We start from the raw sequence: 17586 nt of genomic DNA on the forward strand, positions 1-17586 counted from the left end.
GGCGTGGGCTGGGATGACGCTCAAAGTAGCCTGACCACGCATGCGGCATACTCCTTCACATGAGGGAGTCCACCACCACGCCACCGGCACCTAGTCGCGCGGAACATCGCCCGCTGCCTGATTTCTGCAGCGGCCCGGTGATCTTCGCGCTGCTGATCATGGCCTCGGTCACGGTCACGGTGATGTGGCTGGCGCCCAACAACAGCCACGGCTGGCGCGGTTTCAGCGTGGGCATGTTGTTTGCCGACTGGCTGGCCGTAGTGATCGGCGTCGCCTTGTGCAAGCTGCGTCCGCTGTTTCTGCGCCTGCCGGGTCATGCGTCGTATGCCGCCGTATGGATGGCCATGGTGGTGATCGTGATGGCCGGCAGCGCGCTGGTGCACTGGATGGACGGCCTGCTGCAGATGAGCCTGCTGCGCGACAGCACCGGCGACTTCGTGCTCAACAACACGGTGATTGCCGCCCTGCTCGGCGCCGCGATGCTGCGCTATTTCTACTTGCTCGCGCAGTGGCAGACCCGCCTCGAGGCGGTCTCGCAGGCCCAGGTGGCGGCGTTGCAGGCGCGCATCCGTCCGCACTTCCTGTTCAACAGCATGAATACCGTGGCGGCGCTGGTGCGAGTGGATCCCGCCGCGGCCGAGCGCACGGTCGAGGATCTCTCCGAATTGTTCCGCGCCGCCCTGGGCGAACACAGCACGCGCGATGGCACGCTGGGCGAGGAACTGGGCCTGGTCGATCGCTACCTCGACATCGAGCAGCTTCGCCTGGGCGAACGCTTGCGCGTACGGCGTGAGCTGGACGATCTGCCCGATGCGTTTCCACTGCCGCGCCTGCTGCTGCAGCCGCTGGTGGAGAACGCCGTGCGTCATGGCATCCAGCCCTTGCGCGAAGGCGGCGAGGTGATCCTGCGCGGCCGCCGCGAGCGCGGCGACATCCTGATCGAAATCGACAACCCGCTGGCCAGCGAACCGGCGCCCGGCGGTCATGGCCACGGCCTGGACAACGTACGTCGCCGCGTGGCCTATCGTTATGGTCCACGCGCGCGCGTCATCGCCGGCCCCGAAGGCGGGCGTTTCATCGTGCGCCTGCAGCTGCCGGAAGCATAGAACCGAACCCATGCGCGTACTTATCGTTGACGACGAACCCCTGGCACGCGCCCGCCTCGCGGCGCTGCTGGGCGAATGCCACGACGTCGAAGTGGCCGGCAGCGTGGCCGATGGCGAGGCCGCGCTCGAAGCGCTCGGCGAGCTGCAACCGGACGTACTGCTGCTGGACATCAACATGCCCGGCATGAGCGGCACGGCACTGGCGCAGCGACTGGCAAGCAGCAAGCGTCCGCTGGTGGTGTTCTGCACCGCCTACGAAAGCCATGCCTTACACGCGTTCGACCTGGGCGCCGTGGACTATCTGCTGAAGCCGGTCCGACTCGAGCGGCTCAACGAGGCCTTGCAGCGCGCACGCCAGCGCCTGCAGCAGGCGCCGCGCGATACCGGCGGTTATCTGCACGGGCGCTTGCGCGGCGAGCAGGTGCGCGTCGCGCTCGACGACGTGGTCTGCCTGCTGGCGGAAGAGAAGTACGTGGTGGTGCAACACCGCGGTGGCCAGCTGCTGCTGGAAGAGTCGCTGCGCCAGCTGGAAGAGGCCTATCCGGACACCCTGATACGCCTGCATCGCAATTGCCTGGTGCCGGCGCAACGTCTGCTCGGCCTCAAAACACTCGCCGATGGCCGCGTGCTGGCGCGACTGGGCGGCACCGAGCTGATGCCGGAAGTGAGCCGACGCAACTTGCCGACCTTGCGCAAGCTGCTGCGCATGGGTTGAAGCGGCGAGCTCAACACCTCGCCGCTTCGCCGGTCGGTCAACGCGACGCCAGCTCGCTGTTCTCGGGGCCATCGCCCTGCGATGCATAGCCGATCAATTGCCTGATCAGCGCGCGCTCGCTGGCGGTCCAGTGCAGCGTGCTGCGGCGGGTGGCGTTGTCAGTGCCAAAGCGCACCGGATCGCTGAGCGCCGCGGCGCGATACCAGGCCACGGCCACGTCACGCTGGCCCGACGCCGTATACGTCAGCGCCATCGCCATCGGCACCCACTGCGGACGTTGCTGCGGACGCAGCGAGAGATTGCGCTGGAACGCTTCGAGCGCACACGCCGGGTCGTTGAGATTGATCATGCTCCAGCCCACCGCCCAAAGCAGGCGACGATCGTTCGGCTTGATGCGCAGCGCGCGATGGAAGTTGATCTGCGCCGCGCTCGCGCGATGCGCGCTCGCCGCCAGCCAGCCTTCGTCGGTCAGTTTGCGCACGGGCGAAAGCTGCAGCGCGCTGCCGGGATAGCCACCTTGGTTGAACGCGGACGCCTCAGGCAACCCACGTGCGGATAGATCAGGATCAGTGTATGGCCGTCCATCCGGCAACAGCACGGGTAACGCCGTCGCAGCGCTGCTGGTGACCGGTGGAACATTCGCCGCGAACGCGGCGTGGCCGACGATGATGAAAAGGACGCTGCAAACCACCCTGCGGATCTTCATGACAACACTCCTTGCTGTCCCATCCCGGGCGCAGGATAGCTGCTAGTGCGACCGGCTACCTAATGCAGCCGCGGCAATAATTACGCGACAATGGGGCCCCCGACGACGCCTCGTGCGACGCCCCCACCGAGATCACCATGACGCCAACCACGCTGCGCATCGCCACCCGCAAGAGCGCACTCGCCCTCTGGCAGGCTGAACACGTCGCGGCGGAGCTGCGTCTGATCCATCCGGGGCTGTTCGTCGACCTGGTGCCGTTGTCGACGCGAGGTGACGAGATCCTCGATCAGCCCCTGGCCACGATCGGCGGCAAGGGACTGTTCCTCAAGGAACTGGAAGTGGCCATGCTGGAAGGCCGCGCCGACCTGGCAGTGCACTCGTTGAAGGACGTGCCCTCCGAGCTGGAAGCAGGCTTTACGCTGCCGGCCATCCTGCCGCGCGCCGACGCCGCCGATGCCTTCGTGAGCAATGACTACGCCAATCTGGCCGCGCTGCCGCTGGGCGCCCGCGTGGGTACTTCCTCGCTACGCCGCCAGGCGCAGCTGCGCGCCGTGCGCCCGGACCTGACCCTGCTCGACCTGCGCGGCAACGTAGGCACGCGCCTGTCCAAGCTCGACGCAGGCCACTACGAGGCGATCCTGCTGGCCTGCGCCGGGCTGGAGCGCCTGGGCCTGGCCTCGCGCATCCGCGGGCGTCTCGCCGCTCCTGACTGGCTGCCTGCGCCGGGACAAGCCGCCATCGCGATCGAGGCACGCTCCGATCAGCCCGAGGTGCTTGCCTTGCTGGCGGCATTGGACGATGCCCAGACCCGCCTGGCCGTCACCGCCGAGCGGGCCATGAACCAGGCCCTGGGCGGCAGCTGCACGGTGCCGGTGGGTGCGTGGTGCACGGTGACCGAGCGCGGCCTGCATCTGCGCGGCATGGTGGGCGACGTGAGCAGCGGTCGCCTGCTGCAGGCCCAAGCCGAAGCGGAAGGCGATCAGGCCGAGGCGCTGGGCAAGCAGGTCGCTGAAGCGCTGTTCGCGCAAGGCGCGGCCTCCTTGCTCGGCCACTGAGTCCAAAGAAAAAGCCGCCCCGCGGACCCGTCGTCGACGGCCAGCCAGGGCGGCTTGGGCAAAGCGCGAGCGCTTAGAAGTTGTAGAGCAGATTGGTCGTCACCAGCGAATCGGTGCTCTGCGTGCCGGGCTGCACATCGCTGTTGTAGCGCAGCTGATAGCCGAGCTTGAGCGCCACCTTCTTGGTCATGCTGACCGACAGGCCGATATCGTTCTGGTAGTACTTGTTGTCCGAGCCCGCTTCGATCAGCAGGGTGTCTTCGAATGCGGTGTTGTCGGTGAGGCGGTACTTGTAGTTGACCAGACCGCGGCCGACCGCTTCGCTCACGGTGTTCTGGCGCACGCGTACCGTTTCGGTGGTGCCATCGGGCTGGGTCACCGCCTGGTCGACGTCGGCAGGGCGATAGCGCTTGTAACCGGGGCCGGCTTCGAACGACAGCTCGGTGCGCTCCGTCTTCAGCGCGATATAGCCGTAGCCGACCGAGACGATGCCCTGCCACAGGTTGGCGCCGAAATCGTCGTGCTCATAACGCGCGGCCGTCACGATGTAGCTGCGCGGATCGAGCTTGTAGCCCACCGAGGCGCCGCTGTCGTAGCGATTGGCCGTGGTGGTGAGGCGGTCGACGGTGTTGCCTTGCTGGTCCTGCACCTCGACCTCGCCCTTGGAACGCAGCCCATTGAGGAAGAAGTTGTTCTTCCACATGTCGTTTTCCTGGCTCACGCCGAGCTTGGCGTTGATGTTTTCCGAGCGGGAGTTGCCATAGGAGGACGCGAAACCGAATTCGCCCGAACCCGTCCACCCGCCGTTGTTGGCCGGATTGGATGACGCGTCGTCGGCTTGAGCGCCAAAACTGGCCAGCGCTGCGAGCAGGGCGCCCGCCATCAGGGTGCTTTTCATCTGAGATTGTTCCTTTTTCGTTAAAAATTGGCAGGCCGCCACCTTAACGGGGCGGATTGAACTGCCTGTGAACCGGGGGAGGTTTTGTTCAGCGCTGACGCGCGACGAGCCCCTCAGGGGCCGTCTGGCAAGGCTGCCAGGGCTTCATCATACAAACTTAGCTCGGTCGCCATGCCTACCGTGCAACTCACGGCCGCCACGGCGGCCAGGGCGAGCCAGCCGTCTTCGAAGCTCATCAGCAACAAGGCCACGCACGGCACCGCATACACCAGCAGCGCCGCCAGATAACGCTTGGGCTGCAATTCCAGCCGACCGCGCGGCGCCGCCACCCGCCGCAGCGTCGCCTGCCAGCGCAGGCTCTCCACCAGGCCGCGCAGCAGCGCGAGCGCCAGCAAGCCGATGATCCACGACAGCGGGTGCAAAATGGTCTCATCGGTGTTTTGGCCAGCCGTGCAAAGCCACAGCCACAGCCCCCCGCCATAAGTGGCCGACACCACCCGACTGAGCGGCAACTGCGTGGCCAGTTGCGGATCCATGCCGGGCGCCTGCCGCTGGGCATCCGCATACGCCGCCACGATGATGCTGGCGAAGCAGCACAACGCCATCGCCGCGCCCGACAAACGCGTTGCCCAGAACGCGTTGTCACCACGCGCCAGCCCTGCCACCGCCAGCACCGGCAAGCCGCAGGCGAGTGCCACCAGGGCGTCGCGCGTGGGCCGTGAGCCCCTGACGATGACCCATCCATGCCAGTGCGTCATCCAGCGCGAATGCAGGCAGGCCGCGAGCAAACCCATGGCTACCAGCGATGCACCCAGCGCCACCGGCACCAGCACGTCGCCACGACCATCGGGATACACACCCACCGCCAGCGCGAGTCCAAGCACCATCCAAAGCCCAAAGCCGTCATAGCCGCTGACGTGCAACAAGGTGGCGGCCAAGGGGCGTGGTCGCGCCCGTGCGGGGACGGTGCGGCTGCTGACGACAGCGTATGGCTGAGCTTGGTGGCGCGGCTTCATGAGCGTGGTGTCTTTTGTACGTGAAGGGGGGATCACGTGCGCGTGACCGTGGCGTGGTCTTGCTGAATCCCACCATCTGGTGGACTTGCGGGTTCCGCCAACGGTGCGCATGCTACGCGGAGGCAGCCGTCGAAAATCATTTCATGGATCGTTACGAGCGCATTCTCACCCTGCACCGATTGCTGAAGTCGGCGCACTATCCCGTGCCTCTTCCTCGTCTGATGGACGAGCTGGAGTGCTCGCGTGCCACGCTGTATCGCGACGTGGCGTTTCTGCGCGACGCGTTGGGTGCGCCCATCGAAAGCGCAGGCGGCGAGCACGCCGCGTTTCGCTATGCGGTGGGCGAAGGCGAACGATTCGAGTTGCCGGGGCTGTGGCTGACCTCGGATGAACTCGCCGCCTTGCTTGCGCTCAACGAACTGATTGGTCGCAGCGGACCGGGCGTGCTTGCCGGCGCACTCGCGCCGTTCAAGGCGCGCATCGAACACCTGCTGTCCGACCAGGGCACCGGCAAGACGCTGCCGATCGAACGCATCCGCGTCATCGCCTGGGGCGAACGCAAGCTCGACCAGCAGGTGTTCCGCGTGGTCGCCGGCGCCGTGCTCGAACGCAAGCAGCTGCGTTTCCGCTATCGCGCGCGCACGACCAATGCGGACAGTCATCGCCGCGTGTCGCCGCAACGCCTGACGCACTATCGCGACAACTGGTATCTCGATGTATGGGATCACGACCGCGAAGCGCTGCGCAGTTTCGCCGTGGATCGCATTGCCGAGCCGCAATCGCTCGAAGATCCCGCGCGCGACGTGGTCGAGCAGGAACTCAACGACGCGCTGGCCTCCAGCTACGGCATCTTTGCCGGCAAGCCCAAGGCCTGGGCCACGCTGCGTTTCTCGCAGCACGCCGCACGCTGGGTGGCCGACGAACACTGGCATTCGCAGCAGAAGGGCGAGTGGCTGTCCGACGGCCGCTATGAGCTGCAGGTGCCGTATTCCAATTCCAAGGAATTGCTGATGGACGTACTCAAGTACGGTCCGGATGCGGAAGTGGTGGCGCCCTTGTCGCTGCGCGAGGAAATGAAGATCCAGCTGCAGCTGGCACTGGGCGGCTATCAGTGAGATAAGTGGGCCAAGACGAGGGTGATGCGAGCACGCGCGTGGACGCAGCCTCTCGCCACGCACTCCTCTCCACTCACTTTTTGTCGTCTGAGCCATGAGCGCCACTGATATCGCCGATCCCTCGACGCTTCCTGCCGAAGCCAACGTCACCAGAAAACCGACCGTCGCGCTCGCACTTGGTTCCGGAGGCGCGAAAGGTCTGGCGCATATCGGCGCCATCGAGGAGATCGAAGCGCAGGGCTATCAAATCGTCGCGATTGCCGGCACCTCGATGGGCGCGCTGATCGGCGGCATCTACGCCACCGGCAAACTGGGCGTCTACCGCGACTGGGTCTGTTCGCTGGCCAAGATGGATGTGCTCAAGCTGGTCGACTGGACGCTGTCGGGCGGTGGCCTGATCAAGGGCGAGCGCATCATCGAGACCATGCGTGGGCTGATCGGCGACGTCGCCATTGAAGATCTGCCGATCGCCTTCACCGCCGTCGCCACCGACCTGGACCGCGAACGCGAAGTCTGGCTCACCCGCGGCCCGCTGTTTGATGCGATCCGTGCGTCCATCGCCATTCCGACCATTTTTCGTCCGCATACCTTGTCCGAGCGGCGCCTGATCGACGGCGGTCTGCTCAATCCCGTACCGGTGACGCCGCTGATCCGCGATCCGGCGGACTATCTGTTCGCCGTGAGCATGGACGGCCCGCCCGATGCCGGCACCCCGGACGAGGTGCGCGCGACACCCACGGCGAGCAACGACGGCTATCGGTCGCGCATCGGCGAGTTCATCGGCAAGCTCATGCCGCATGGCGCCGAGAAGGCGCGCGAACCGGGCATGCTGGAACTGCTCATGCAATCGATGGACCTGATGCAGGCCAATCTGTCGCGCCTGCGCCTGGCGGCGTACGAGCCTGATCTGTTGATCCGCATGCCGCGCAATGTGGCCACGGTGTACGAGTTCTACCGCGCCGGCGAATTGATCGAGATGGGCCGCAAACAGGCCCGTCTGGCATTGGCGAACTGGCAGCCGACACGCACCGGCGTGTTTACCGGCCGCTCCTGAGCGTTCAATGCTGGCCGTTGGCCTTTAACAGCGCATCGAGATAGCACTTCAGCGCCACCGCGTTGTTGTGCTCCTCGTCGCGCGCACCGAACAAGAGCGTGATGCGGTGACGCGATGCCTGGGTCAGCAGAGGGCGCCAATGCTCGGCCGCGGCATCGAGTTCGGTAGCGTAGCGGTGGCGGAAACCTTCCCAGCGCGCGGGATCGTGGCCAAACCATTTGCGCAGGGCGGTGGATGGCGCCAGCTCCTTGCTCCAGGCATCGAGCGCGGCGTCTTCCTTCTTCATGCCACGCGGCCATACGCGGTCCACCAGCACGCGATAGCCATCGCTCTTGGCGGGCGCCTCATAGATGCGCTTGACGGTGATACTCATGGACGGGCGGCCTCCCGAAGCACGAATCATCAGCATACGCCGATGAAGAACGCGTTGTGGGAGCGCACCCTGTGCGCGAACGCGGTGCCGGATGGCACCGCGATCATCGGCAGCGCAGTCCAACATGTGGGCCTGTCGCGCACAGGGTGCGCTCCCACACACAGGTAAGTCAGTCGCTAACTCAGATCTCTTCGACCTGGGTGACCTTGCCACGGCGCATCAGCCAGGCCACGCCACGCAGGTCGGCGATGCCTACCCACAGGCGATCGAGCATGCCGTACTTGGAGGTACCCGCCGTGCGCGGGCGATGACCCACCGGCACGCTGGTGCTCTGGAAGCCCGCACGCTTCACCAGCGCCGGCAGATAGCGGTGCATGTGGTCGAAGTAGGGCAGGCGCATGAACACGTCGCGGTCGAACAGCTTCAGGCCGCAACCGGTGTCGGGCGTCGAATCGCGCAGCATGCGCGAACGCACCGCGTTGGCGATCTTGGACGAGATGCGCTTGTTGAAGCTGTCCCGGCGCGTGGTGCGCCAACCAGCAAACAGGCGCACGTCCGGGCCACTCTGTTCGCGCTGGGCGAGCAGCTTGGGAATATCGGCCGGATCGTTCTGGCCATCACCGTCCAGGGTGGCGATCCACGGCGAACGCGCCGCGCGCACGCCATTCCACACCGCCGTGCTCTGACCGCTGCGGGTGAGGTGGCGCACGATGCGCAACTCCGGATACTTCGCCTTCTCCGCCGCCAGCACGGCCACGCTGTCGTCGCTGGAATCGTCGTCCACATAGACGACCTCGAAGTCCACCTTGCCGCGCAGGGCAGCGGCGATTTCGGCGAGCAGCGGCGGAATATTGTCGCGCTCGTTGAACACCGGCACGACGACGGACAGCTGTGGCATGGGGAGGGCCTTGGTCTTTAACAGGGGGCGCAGGGGCGCCAGGGGGCTATTCTAGTGGGTGGAGGGGCTGGCGTCAGGCGGCGGGGCGGCTCGGGGGCCTTCCGGCACTCGACCGAGCCTCGGATGAATGCTGATCGCCGCACTTAAGGCGGAGCCTCCGCCGCCGTGCCGGCTTGTCTGTGGGAGCGCACCCTGTGCGCGACTGCCGCGCTTGGGTGTACCGCTCCGTCGGCTTGTCGCGCACAGGGTGCGCTCCCACAAAGAGCGGGCCGGCAACTCTGACCGCCCCCACCGGCGTGCATCCCCTTGTAGGAGCGCACTTGTGCGAGACCGCAGCGCTAACGCTCCGTCGGCTGGTCGCGCACAAGTGCGCTCCTACAAAAAAGGACGCCCGGCTAGGCCGGGCGTTTTGTGGCTCTTGGCGCCCGGGTCCTCGCATGACGCGACGGGCTCGATGACGAGCAGAAAGACGAAGCCATTCGCCTCAGCGAATCTTCCCCAGAATCCCATCCAGCTCATCGTTGCTGTGATAGTGGATCACCAACTTGCCCTTGCCTCCGCGCCCCTGCGCCAACTCCACGCGAGTGGCAAAGCGCTCGCCCAGTTCGCGTTCCAGCGCGTCGACATTCGGATCGCGCGACGGCGTGTGCTTGGCCTTGCCCTTGGGCGCCGTCTGCGCGCGACGCGCGGCTTCTTCCAGCTCGCGCACGCTCCAGCCGTGGCGGGAGGCTTCCAGGGCGAGACCTTCGGCCATGCTTTCGGGCAGGGTGATCAGGCAGCGGGCGTGGCCCATTTCCAGCTTGCCTTCATCGAGCAGGCGCTTGATGGAGGCTGGCAGCTCAGTCATGCGCAGCAAGTTGGAAACGGATGCACGCGAGCGACCGACGGCATCGGCAGCTTGCTGGTGGGTGAGCGCGAAGTCGTCGATCAGGCGCTTGAGCGCGTCGGCTTCTTCGAGCGGCGTGAGGTCCTGGCGCTGGATGTTTTCGATCAGAGCCATGGCCGGCACGGCCACTTCCGGCACGTCCTTCACCAGCGCCGGCAGTTCCGACAGCTGCGCGCGCTGCGCGGCACGCCAGCGGCGTTCGCCGGCGATCAGCTCGTACTGGTTCTTGCCGATGGCGCGAACCACCACCGGCTGGATCAGTCCCTGCGCGCGAATCGAGGCCGCCAGTTCGTCCAGCGCCTCGTCGTTCCAATGGCGACGCGGCTGGTACTTGCCGGGCTGGATCTGCTGGATCGGCAGGTGGCGCAATTCGCCTTCCTGCTCAAGCACCGGGGGCTTGCCGGGTTCGTCATTGCCGCCGAGCAGCACATCGAGCCCGCGTCCCAGGCCTCGTTTTTTCGCAGCGGACATGCTTACTCCTGATGGATGTCGACGATGTCGTCGAGCGTCTCGTCACTCTCGTGCAGCGTCGGCGTGACCACGTCGTTGGCGTGATCGAGCGCTGCCGCCTGCTGGTTGCGATCGCGGCGGATCATCTCGCCGGCCAGGCCGATATAGGCAATGGCGCCGCGCGAGCTGCGGTCATACAGATGGATCGGCTGGCCATGGCTGGGCGCCTCGGCCAGGCGCACGTTGCGCGGAATGATCGAGCGCAGCACCTTGTCGCCGAAATGCGTGGTCAGCTGCGCTGACACTTCGTTGCCGAGGTTGTTGCGCACGTCGTACATGGTGCGCAGCAGGCCTTCGATTTCCAGCGCGGGATTGAGGCGTTGGCGCACGGCCTTCACCGTATCGAGCAGGCTGGATAGACCTTCCAGCGCGAAGTATTCGCACTGCACTGGAATCAACAGACCCGTCGCTGCCGTCAGCGCATTGAGCGTCAGCAGGTGCAGCGAGGGCGGGCAGTCGATCAGCACGATGTCGTAGCGATCGGCGATCTTCGACAGCGCGTCCTTGAGGCGGCTTTCGCGCGCAATCGCGTCCATCAGCTTCAGCTCGGCGGCGGTGAGGTCGCCGTTGCCGGGCAGCAGGTCGTAATGCGCTTCGGTCTTGACGATGGCCTGCTCGATCGGCGCCTCGTCCAGCAGCACCTCGCAGCCGTTGGGCTTGGCCACGCGCTTGTCCACGCCCGACGCCATGGTCGCGTTGCCCTGCGGATCGAGATCGACCAAGAGCACCTTGCGCTTGGCGGCAGCCAGCGCGGCGGCGAGATTGACGGCGGTGGTGGTCTTGCCGACACCACCTTTCTGGTTGGCGACAGCGATGATGCGGGCCATGGTGTCGTCGATACCGTGAACGAGTGAAAAGGGGGCTAGATTAGCAGCCTGCTCAGCCAGCGGTGCGGCCTAGTACCACAAGGTGCCGCTCGCCACCCACATCAGGCACGGCGAGCGTATGGATGGCGCGAACCTCGAAACCAGCGGGTACGCCAGGCAGTTCCTCATCCGGATGCCTGCCCTTCATGGCAAGCCAGATGCCGTCCTTGGTCAAAAGGTGACCACCCCAGGCCAGCATGTCCTCCAGGCTGGCGAAGGCGCGGGCGGTGATGCAATCGAACTGGCCTTCCACTTCTTCCACGCGCGATTGCACCGCACGCACGTTCTCAAGCTTCAGTGAGCGAATGGCCTCGCGCAGGAAGCGGACCTTCTTGCCGTTGGAATCCACCAGCAGCACCTGCAGCTCCGGGCGCGCGATCGCCAGCGGAATGCCGGGCAGGCCGGGGCCGGTGCCCAGATCGGCCAGCGTCTGGCCCTGCACATAGGGCAGGATCGCCAGCGAATCGACCAGATGGCGACTGACCATCTCCAGCGGATCGCGGATGGCGGTGAGGTTGTAGGTGGCATTCCAGCGCGCCAGCAGGGCCTGGTAATCGAGCAGACGCTCCACGGCGCCCGCCGGCAAGCTCACGCCAAGCGCGGCGATGCCGCTTTCCAGCCGGGTTTGCAGGACTTGGCGAGAGGTCATGGAAGGGCCTTGCAGGAACGGGGCACGCAAGTATCCGGGTGTGTACGACGGGACGCCAGTTGTGGGAGCGCACCCTGTGCGCGACAAACCCACGGAGCGGTACACCCAAGCGTGGCTTGTCGCGCACAGGGTGCGCTCCCACAGGAGGGGAAACGAAGGACAAAGAAAAGCCCGCCGTAGCGGGCTTCAAGGGTCTCCCCTGTGGCGGGTGCTCTGAGGCCACCTTCGCCAGGCCTGTCCGGCAGCACACCGGATCAGGCGAATTCCAGCTCCACCCGCGTGACCATCATGCCGCGCTCGCGCAGGGCGCCGTTCATGCTCTGCTTGAGGCGCGAGCCCAGGTCGCGGCGATCGGCGCTGAACGCCTCCGGCTCGTCGCGCAGCGCCGCCAGGGCGCCGCCACGGATCAGCTGGTCGGCATGATCGATCACTGCGTCGGCCCGTTCCGGCTCCAGCACCTGCCAGTACACCGTGCCACGCACGTCGTGGGCGTCGGCCAGCAGCTCTTCGAAACGCAGCACCTGGCCGCTGAGGTCGATGCGGTGCTCCACGCGGTCGATCAGCGGGAGTGACATATGGGTACCTGGCTGCAGCAGGCGGTACGGCTTGCCTCGTCGGTAGAGGCTATGCACCTGGTCGGCCGGCACGCGCTTGATCGCGGCGACGAAAGTCGCGATCAAGGCCAGGACAACGAGTGTAATCAGGGCATTCATAATAAAATACAGCGAGTTATGTGTGTTTTCTTAGCAAGAACTGTAAGTTGATAGTACAGCTACTTGCACCCGTTTAGATTAATCCTTATTTAACGACATTCCTGCGCCCGCTTACAACCCAACTTTCGAGCTAAGTTGCTGATTTTGAGAACTTGCTGGCAGGCACCGTGGACATGCATTGATCTTGCCAACCGGCTGAGCGAGGTCAGGATTTCCCTTACAAATCGTTAACGGCGGCCGACACGCGGGCTTTAGGGTCGGCTATGGGACGCCGGCTCGCTCGCCGCTTGCGCCCAGAAAAAAAGCCACCCCGGCGTACCGGGGTGGCTGTTGGGCGAGGTCTTTGGGAAACGCCAGCTCGTCAGAACTTCCCGGCGCGAAAGTCGGCGATGGCCTGATGGATTTCCTCGGGCGTATTCATCACGAACGGCCCGTAGCGGGTCACCGCTTCATTGAGCGGATGGCCCGCCACCAGCAGGACGCGTGCCGCCGTATCGCGACCGGCGATGCGCAGTTCGCCATCGCGCGACAACACTGCCAATTCGCTGCGGGCGAGTGGCTGGCCGGCAACGTCGGCGTCCTTGCCATCGAACACATAGGCAAAGCCGGCGTGGCCTTCGGGCAGCGGTATGGTCACCGACGCACCGGGCTGCACGGCGATATCCAGATAGATCGGCTGCGTAACGATTTCCGCCACCGGGCCGGTCACGCCGCCAAACTCACCGGCGATCACTTTCACTTCGACGCCTTCCGCCGGGCGCGCGACCGGGATGCGCTCCGGTCCGATGTCCTGGTAGCGCGGCGCGATCAGCTTGTCCTTCGCGGGCAGGTTCACCCACAGCTGGAAACCCCACATCAGGCCATCTTCCTGCTCGGGCATTTCCGAATGCAGGATGCCGCGGCCGGCGGTCATCCACTGCACGCTGCCCGGCACCAGATCGCCGCTGTTGCCGTGGTTGTCGTGGTGCTTCATGTGCCCGGCGAGCATATAGGTCACGGTTTCAAAGCCGCGATGCGGATGCTCGGGAAAACCGGCGATGTAATCGCCCGCCTGGTCGGAACGAAACTCGTCCAGCAACAGGAACGGGTCGAGCATGTCCAGGCCGGGCTGGCCGATGACGCGCTTGAGCTTCACACCCGCGCCGTCGGAGGTGTCGATGCCGCGGATGCGGCGAACAATGCTGCGCTCAGTCATGGCTGTCTCCAGAAAGTGGACTGCCAACATGATGGCGCTGCGGCGGCTCAAGCCCAAGACGCGTGGGTGGAACGGATTGTTTCCTTCGAGAGCGGCGAGGGGCCAGCCCCTCGCTCAATGCACCCAATGCCCGCTGCGCTGACGCGGCGGCACCGACGACGGTTCCTTTTCCTCGACCGGGCGCACGGCGGCTTCGACTTCCGCCTCGCTCACCGGATGCTCGTTCCAGTAATGATTCACCGCACCGAGCACGGCGGGCACCTGCGACAGGCACTCGTCGTATTCATCGTCGCTGAGCTTTTCGAATTCCGCGTCGGCGTTGAGGATGCCCTCGTCCACCGCCAGCGCCATCACCGGACCGAGCATTTCCATCAGCTGCGGATCGTCCGCCAGGCGCTTTTCCCATAGCCCCGCGCGCAGGTCGATGCCGCGGCTGAAACCCTCGCACCAGCCGGCAGCGGAAAGCACCGGGCCGGTTTCGGTATCCACTTCACCGAGGATGGGCTCATAGGCTTCGACCTCGAGTTCGGCGGTGATCGAATCGTTGAGCTTGGCCAGCAGCGCCAGCACGCGATTGCCTTCGTTTTCGTCGGTGAAGGGTTCGTGCAGTACTTCGGGCAGCCACTCTTCGGGCAATACCAGCGTCGGGCCCACCGCCAGCGCGGAGAGCAGGCCATGCACGCCATCGAGCAGCAGGTCGTCCTCGCCGACATGGCCGCGCAGGTATTGGTCCAGCTCGTCGAGTTCGTCGTCGCCTAGCGAACTGGGCCACTCGGTCTTGGGTGTATTCATCCGTTGCCTGTTTGTGATGCTGTGTTACTTCAGATATCCAGCTCAACCGTTACCGGCGTGTGATCGGAGGGGCGTTCCCAGGTTCGCGGCGTGCGGTCGATGGTGGCCGTTTTTGCCGCGGATTTGAGGGCGTCGCCGATCAGGATCAGGTCGATGCGCAGGCCCATGTTGCGCCGGAAGGCTGCCTGACGGTAGTCCCACCAACTGAAGTGTTCACCGGCCGGCTCGAACAAGCGGAAGCTGTCGTGCAGGCCCAGTTCGGTGATGCGCTTGAGCGCCTCGCGCTCGGGCGGCGAACACAGGATGTCTTCGCCCCAGGCGACCGGGTCGTACACGTCGCGATCGTCCGGCGCGATATTGAAATCGCCCAGCACCACCAGGTTCGGGTGACGTTCGATTTCCCGCGCCAGGAACTCGCGCATCTTGGCCAGCCAGTCGAGCTTGTAGGCGTATTTTTCATCGCCCACGGCCTTGCCGTTGACCACGTACAGATCCACCACGCGCACGCCGCCGATGGTCGCCGCAAGAATGCGCCGCTGCGGGTCGTCGAGGTTCGGGATATCGGTGACCACGTCCTCAAAGTCGCCCTTGAGGTCGGCCTTCGCCAACAAGGCCACGCCGTTGTAAGTCTTCTGGCCGGAAAACACCGCGCGGTAACCGGCCGCGGCCAATTCATCCACCGGGAACTTGTGGTCCTCCAGTTTGGTTTCCTGCAGCGCGACCACATCCGGTTGCGCATCGGCCAGCCACTGCGTGAGGTGCGGAATGCGCACCTTCAGCGAGTTCACGTTCCATGAGGCGATTTTCATGGGGGCATTGTAAGCGATGACTGGAGAGACGCCGCCGCCCTCGCGGGCGGCGGCATGCATCAAGCCAGACCGTGACTCTTCAACAACGCCTCGGGCTCGGGTGCACGGCCGCGAAATGCGATGAAACTCTCGATCGCCGGGCGGCTGGCGCCCACCGCGAGTATCTCCTGGCGGAAGCGGTCGCCGGTGGCGCGGTCGATGACGCCGTGTTCCTCGAACTCACCGAAGGCATCGGCGCTGAGCAGCTCGGCCCACAGGTAACTGTAGTAACCGGCGGCGTAGCCGCCCGCAAAGATGTGCGAGAAGGCATGCGGGAAACGCTGCCAGGCCGGCGGATGCAGTACGGCCACGTCGTGACGCACCTCTTCCAGCACTTCCAGCGTGCGTGCGCCCTGGTTCGGGTTGTATTCCAGGTGCAGGCGGAAATCGAACATGGCGAACTCGAGCTGGCGCACCAGGAACAGGCCGGCGTGGAAGTGGCGAGCCGCCAGCATGCGCTGGAACAATTCGTCCGGCAGGCGTTCGCCGGTTTCGTAGTGGCGCGCGAACAGATCGAGCGCTTCGCGGTTCCAGCCGAAGTTCTCCATGAACTGGCTGGGCAGTTCCACCGCATCCCATTCGACGCCGTCGATGCCGCCGATGGACGGCAGCGCGATTTCGGTCAGCAGGTGATGCAGGCCGTGGCCGAATTCGTGGAACAGGGTGAGCACATCGTCATGCGTGAGCAGCGCAGGGCGGCCTTCGGTGGGGGGCGCGAAATTGCAGGTGAGGAAGGCCACCGGCAGCTGCTCATTGTCACCGTCGCGGAAGCGCGCGCGGCAGACGTCCATCCACGCGCCGCCGCGTTTGCCGGTGCGAGCGTAGAGATCGACGTAGGCACCGGCAAACACCCGGCCATCGGCATCGCGCACGTCGTAGTAGCGCACGTCCGGATGCCACACATCGACATCTTCGCGAACGCTCAGCGTGATCCCATACAAACGCTGGGTGAGGCCGAACAGGCCTTCGATCACGGAAGGCAGCGGGAAGTAGGGCTTGAGCTGCTCTTCGTCGAGGTCGTACTGCTGCTGGCGCAGTTTCTCCGAGGCGTAGCCGACGTCCCAGGATTCGAGGTTGTCGAGCTTCAGTTCGTTGGTGGCGAACTCGCGCAGGCCGTTGAGTTCGTTGCGCGCGACCGGCTTGGCGCGGTTGGCGAGGTCACGCAGGAACTCCATCACCTCGGTGGGCGAAGCGGCCATCTTGGTGGCGAGTGATTCCTCGGCGGCATTGGCGAAGCCGAGCAGCTGCGCCGCTTCATAGCGCAGCGCCATGATGCGATCGATGCGGCCGCTGTTGTCGAACTTGCCGGCCTGCGGGCCCTGGTCGGACGCACGCGTCTGGTAGGCCCAGTACACGCGTTCGCGCAGGCCGCGGTTGTCCGCGTAGGTGAGCACGGCCTGGACACTGGGCTGCTTGAGCGTGACCAGATAGCCGTCGAGGTTCTGCTCCTTGGCGTACTGGCGCAGCACGGCGCGGCCGGAGTCGGGGATGCCGGCCAAGTCGCGTTCGTCGGTGATGTGTTCGTGCCAGGCATCGGTGGCGTCGAGCACGGCGTTGGAGAATTCAGTGGAGAGGCGACTCAGCTCGACGCCGATCTCGCGATAGCGGGAGCGTGCGGGTTCTTCCAGCGCCACGCCGGACAGACGGAAATCGCGCAGCGCATGTTCCACCAGCGCGCGTTGCGGGCGCGACAGGCGGGGGAAGTCCGGCGCATCGGCCAGTGCCTGCACCGCCTGGTAGAGCTCACGGTTCTGGCCCACTTCGATGGCGTGGTCGGTGAGCCTTTCCTCTGCCGGTCCATACACTTCGCGCAATGCTTCGCTGTCCGCCACGGAATGCAGGTGGCCCACCGGCGCCCAGGCGCGCGCCAGGCGCTGCTCCAGTCGCTCCTGGGTGAGCATGACGCTGTCGAAATCGTGCGGCGCGTTGGCGCCGGTCAGCGCTTCGATGCCGGCGCGGTATTCGGCCAGCAAGGTATCGATGGCAGGCGTGACATGCTCGGGGCGGATCTGCGAAAACGCCGGCAGTGCGTCGTCGGCCAGCAGCGGATTGGTGTTTTCCATGGTGTCTCCTGAACGCCCGGCCTGCCGATGGCGGGTCTGCGGACTGCCGTCAGCGTGGCGACCCGGGTGGGCGAAATCAAGCCGCCGCCGTTCCCCATCGTCACGATTTGTCACATCCGGGCCCGTAC

General features: G+C 65.4%; 18 protein-coding genes. 5 read left to right on the forward strand and 13 right to left on the reverse strand.

Going from position 1 to position 17586, the window contains the following annotated elements; genetic code table 11:
- The first annotated feature begins 59 nt into the window (after positions 1 to 59).
- Positions 60 to 1106 carry a sensor histidine kinase gene (locus AC1DE1_RS06745; protein WP_441601859.1) on the forward strand — a complete coding sequence of 349 codons (1047 nt, stop codon included), beginning with the start codon at positions 60 to 62 and terminating at the stop codon, positions 1104 to 1106.
- Positions 1107 to 1116: 10 nt separating this feature from the next.
- Entirely contained in the window at positions 1117 to 1821 is a 705-nt protein-coding gene (locus tag AC1DE1_RS06750) for a LytR/AlgR family response regulator transcription factor (protein WP_441601858.1), read from the forward strand.
- A 37-nt stretch (positions 1822 to 1858) separates the two neighbouring features.
- On the opposite strand, the gene AC1DE1_RS06755 is transcribed toward AC1DE1_RS06750, so the two are convergent.
- On the reverse strand, positions 1859 to 2527 hold the full coding sequence (locus tag AC1DE1_RS06755) for a tetratricopeptide repeat protein (RefSeq protein WP_441601857.1): 669 nt from the start codon (positions 2525 to 2527) through the stop codon (positions 1859 to 1861).
- 137 nt (positions 2528 to 2664) lie between these two features.
- Between AC1DE1_RS06755 and hemC the strand changes: the two genes are divergently transcribed.
- The gene (gene hemC / locus AC1DE1_RS06760) at positions 2665 to 3582 is read left to right on the forward strand and encodes a hydroxymethylbilane synthase (RefSeq protein ID WP_441601856.1); all 918 of its coding nucleotides are present in this window, start codon (positions 2665 to 2667) and stop codon (positions 3580 to 3582) included.
- A 73-nt stretch (positions 3583 to 3655) separates the two neighbouring features.
- On the opposite strand, the gene AC1DE1_RS06765 is transcribed toward hemC, so the two are convergent.
- A complete protein-coding gene (locus AC1DE1_RS06765; RefSeq protein WP_441601855.1) occupies positions 3656 to 4480 on the reverse strand; it encodes a DUF481 domain-containing protein in 825 nt (274 codons plus the stop codon).
- Between the two features lie 113 nt (positions 4481 to 4593).
- Positions 4594 to 5418, reverse strand: coding sequence for a hypothetical protein (locus AC1DE1_RS06770; RefSeq protein WP_441601854.1), 825 nt, complete (start codon positions 5416 to 5418; stop codon positions 4594 to 4596).
- 221 nt (positions 5419 to 5639) lie between these two features.
- Between AC1DE1_RS06770 and AC1DE1_RS06775 the strand changes: the two genes are divergently transcribed.
- The gene (locus tag AC1DE1_RS06775) at positions 5640 to 6611 is read left to right on the forward strand and encodes a helix-turn-helix transcriptional regulator (protein WP_121883216.1); all 972 of its coding nucleotides are present in this window, start codon (positions 5640 to 5642) and stop codon (positions 6609 to 6611) included.
- A 94-nt stretch (positions 6612 to 6705) separates the two neighbouring features.
- Entirely contained in the window at positions 6706 to 7665 is a 960-nt protein-coding gene (locus AC1DE1_RS06780) for a patatin-like phospholipase family protein (RefSeq protein ID WP_441601853.1), read from the forward strand.
- A gap of 4 nt (positions 7666 to 7669) precedes the next feature.
- Here the strand turns inward: AC1DE1_RS06780 and AC1DE1_RS06785 are convergent, their stop codons facing one another.
- The 10 genes from AC1DE1_RS06785 to AC1DE1_RS06830 form a co-directional block, all read right to left on the reverse strand.
- Positions 7670 to 8038, reverse strand: a complete 369-nt coding sequence (locus tag AC1DE1_RS06785; protein ID WP_441611151.1) for a DUF488 domain-containing protein — start codon at positions 8036 to 8038, stop codon at positions 7670 to 7672.
- 181 nt (positions 8039 to 8219) lie between these two features.
- Positions 8220 to 8936 carry a glycosyltransferase gene (locus tag AC1DE1_RS06790; RefSeq protein WP_441601851.1) on the reverse strand — a complete coding sequence of 239 codons (717 nt, stop codon included), beginning with the start codon at positions 8934 to 8936 and terminating at the stop codon, positions 8220 to 8222.
- A gap of 484 nt (positions 8937 to 9420) precedes the next feature.
- The gene (locus AC1DE1_RS06795) at positions 9421 to 10293 is read right to left on the reverse strand and encodes a ParB/RepB/Spo0J family partition protein (RefSeq protein ID WP_477179027.1); all 873 of its coding nucleotides are present in this window, start codon (positions 10291 to 10293) and stop codon (positions 9421 to 9423) included.
- 2 nt (positions 10294 to 10295) lie between these two features.
- Positions 10296 to 11159, reverse strand: coding sequence for a ParA family protein (locus AC1DE1_RS06800; protein ID WP_441601849.1), 864 nt, complete (start codon positions 11157 to 11159; stop codon positions 10296 to 10298).
- A gap of 52 nt (positions 11160 to 11211) precedes the next feature.
- Positions 11212 to 11847 carry a 16S rRNA (guanine(527)-N(7))-methyltransferase RsmG gene (gene rsmG, locus AC1DE1_RS06805; RefSeq protein WP_441601848.1) on the reverse strand — a complete coding sequence of 212 codons (636 nt, stop codon included), beginning with the start codon at positions 11845 to 11847 and terminating at the stop codon, positions 11212 to 11214.
- A 254-nt stretch (positions 11848 to 12101) separates the two neighbouring features.
- Positions 12102 to 12560 carry an SPFH domain-containing protein gene (locus AC1DE1_RS06810; RefSeq protein WP_441601847.1) on the reverse strand — a complete coding sequence of 153 codons (459 nt, stop codon included), beginning with the start codon at positions 12558 to 12560 and terminating at the stop codon, positions 12102 to 12104.
- 361 nt (positions 12561 to 12921) lie between these two features.
- Positions 12922 to 13755 (reverse strand): pirin family protein, encoded by an 834-nt coding sequence (locus AC1DE1_RS06815; RefSeq protein ID WP_441601846.1) that lies wholly within the window; start codon positions 13753 to 13755, stop codon positions 12922 to 12924.
- A gap of 114 nt (positions 13756 to 13869) precedes the next feature.
- The gene (locus AC1DE1_RS06820; RefSeq protein WP_441601845.1) at positions 13870 to 14547 is read right to left on the reverse strand and encodes a YecA/YgfB family protein; all 678 of its coding nucleotides are present in this window, start codon (positions 14545 to 14547) and stop codon (positions 13870 to 13872) included.
- Positions 14548 to 14576: 29 nt separating this feature from the next.
- Positions 14577 to 15356, reverse strand: coding sequence for an exodeoxyribonuclease III (xth, locus tag AC1DE1_RS06825; RefSeq protein WP_441601844.1), 780 nt, complete (start codon positions 15354 to 15356; stop codon positions 14577 to 14579).
- Positions 15357 to 15415: 59 nt separating this feature from the next.
- Entirely contained in the window at positions 15416 to 17458 is a 2043-nt protein-coding gene (locus AC1DE1_RS06830) for a M3 family metallopeptidase (protein WP_441601843.1), read from the reverse strand.
- Positions 17459 to 17586 lie beyond the last annotated feature (128 nt).

Source organism: Dyella sp. 05T440 (assembly GCF_056395965.1).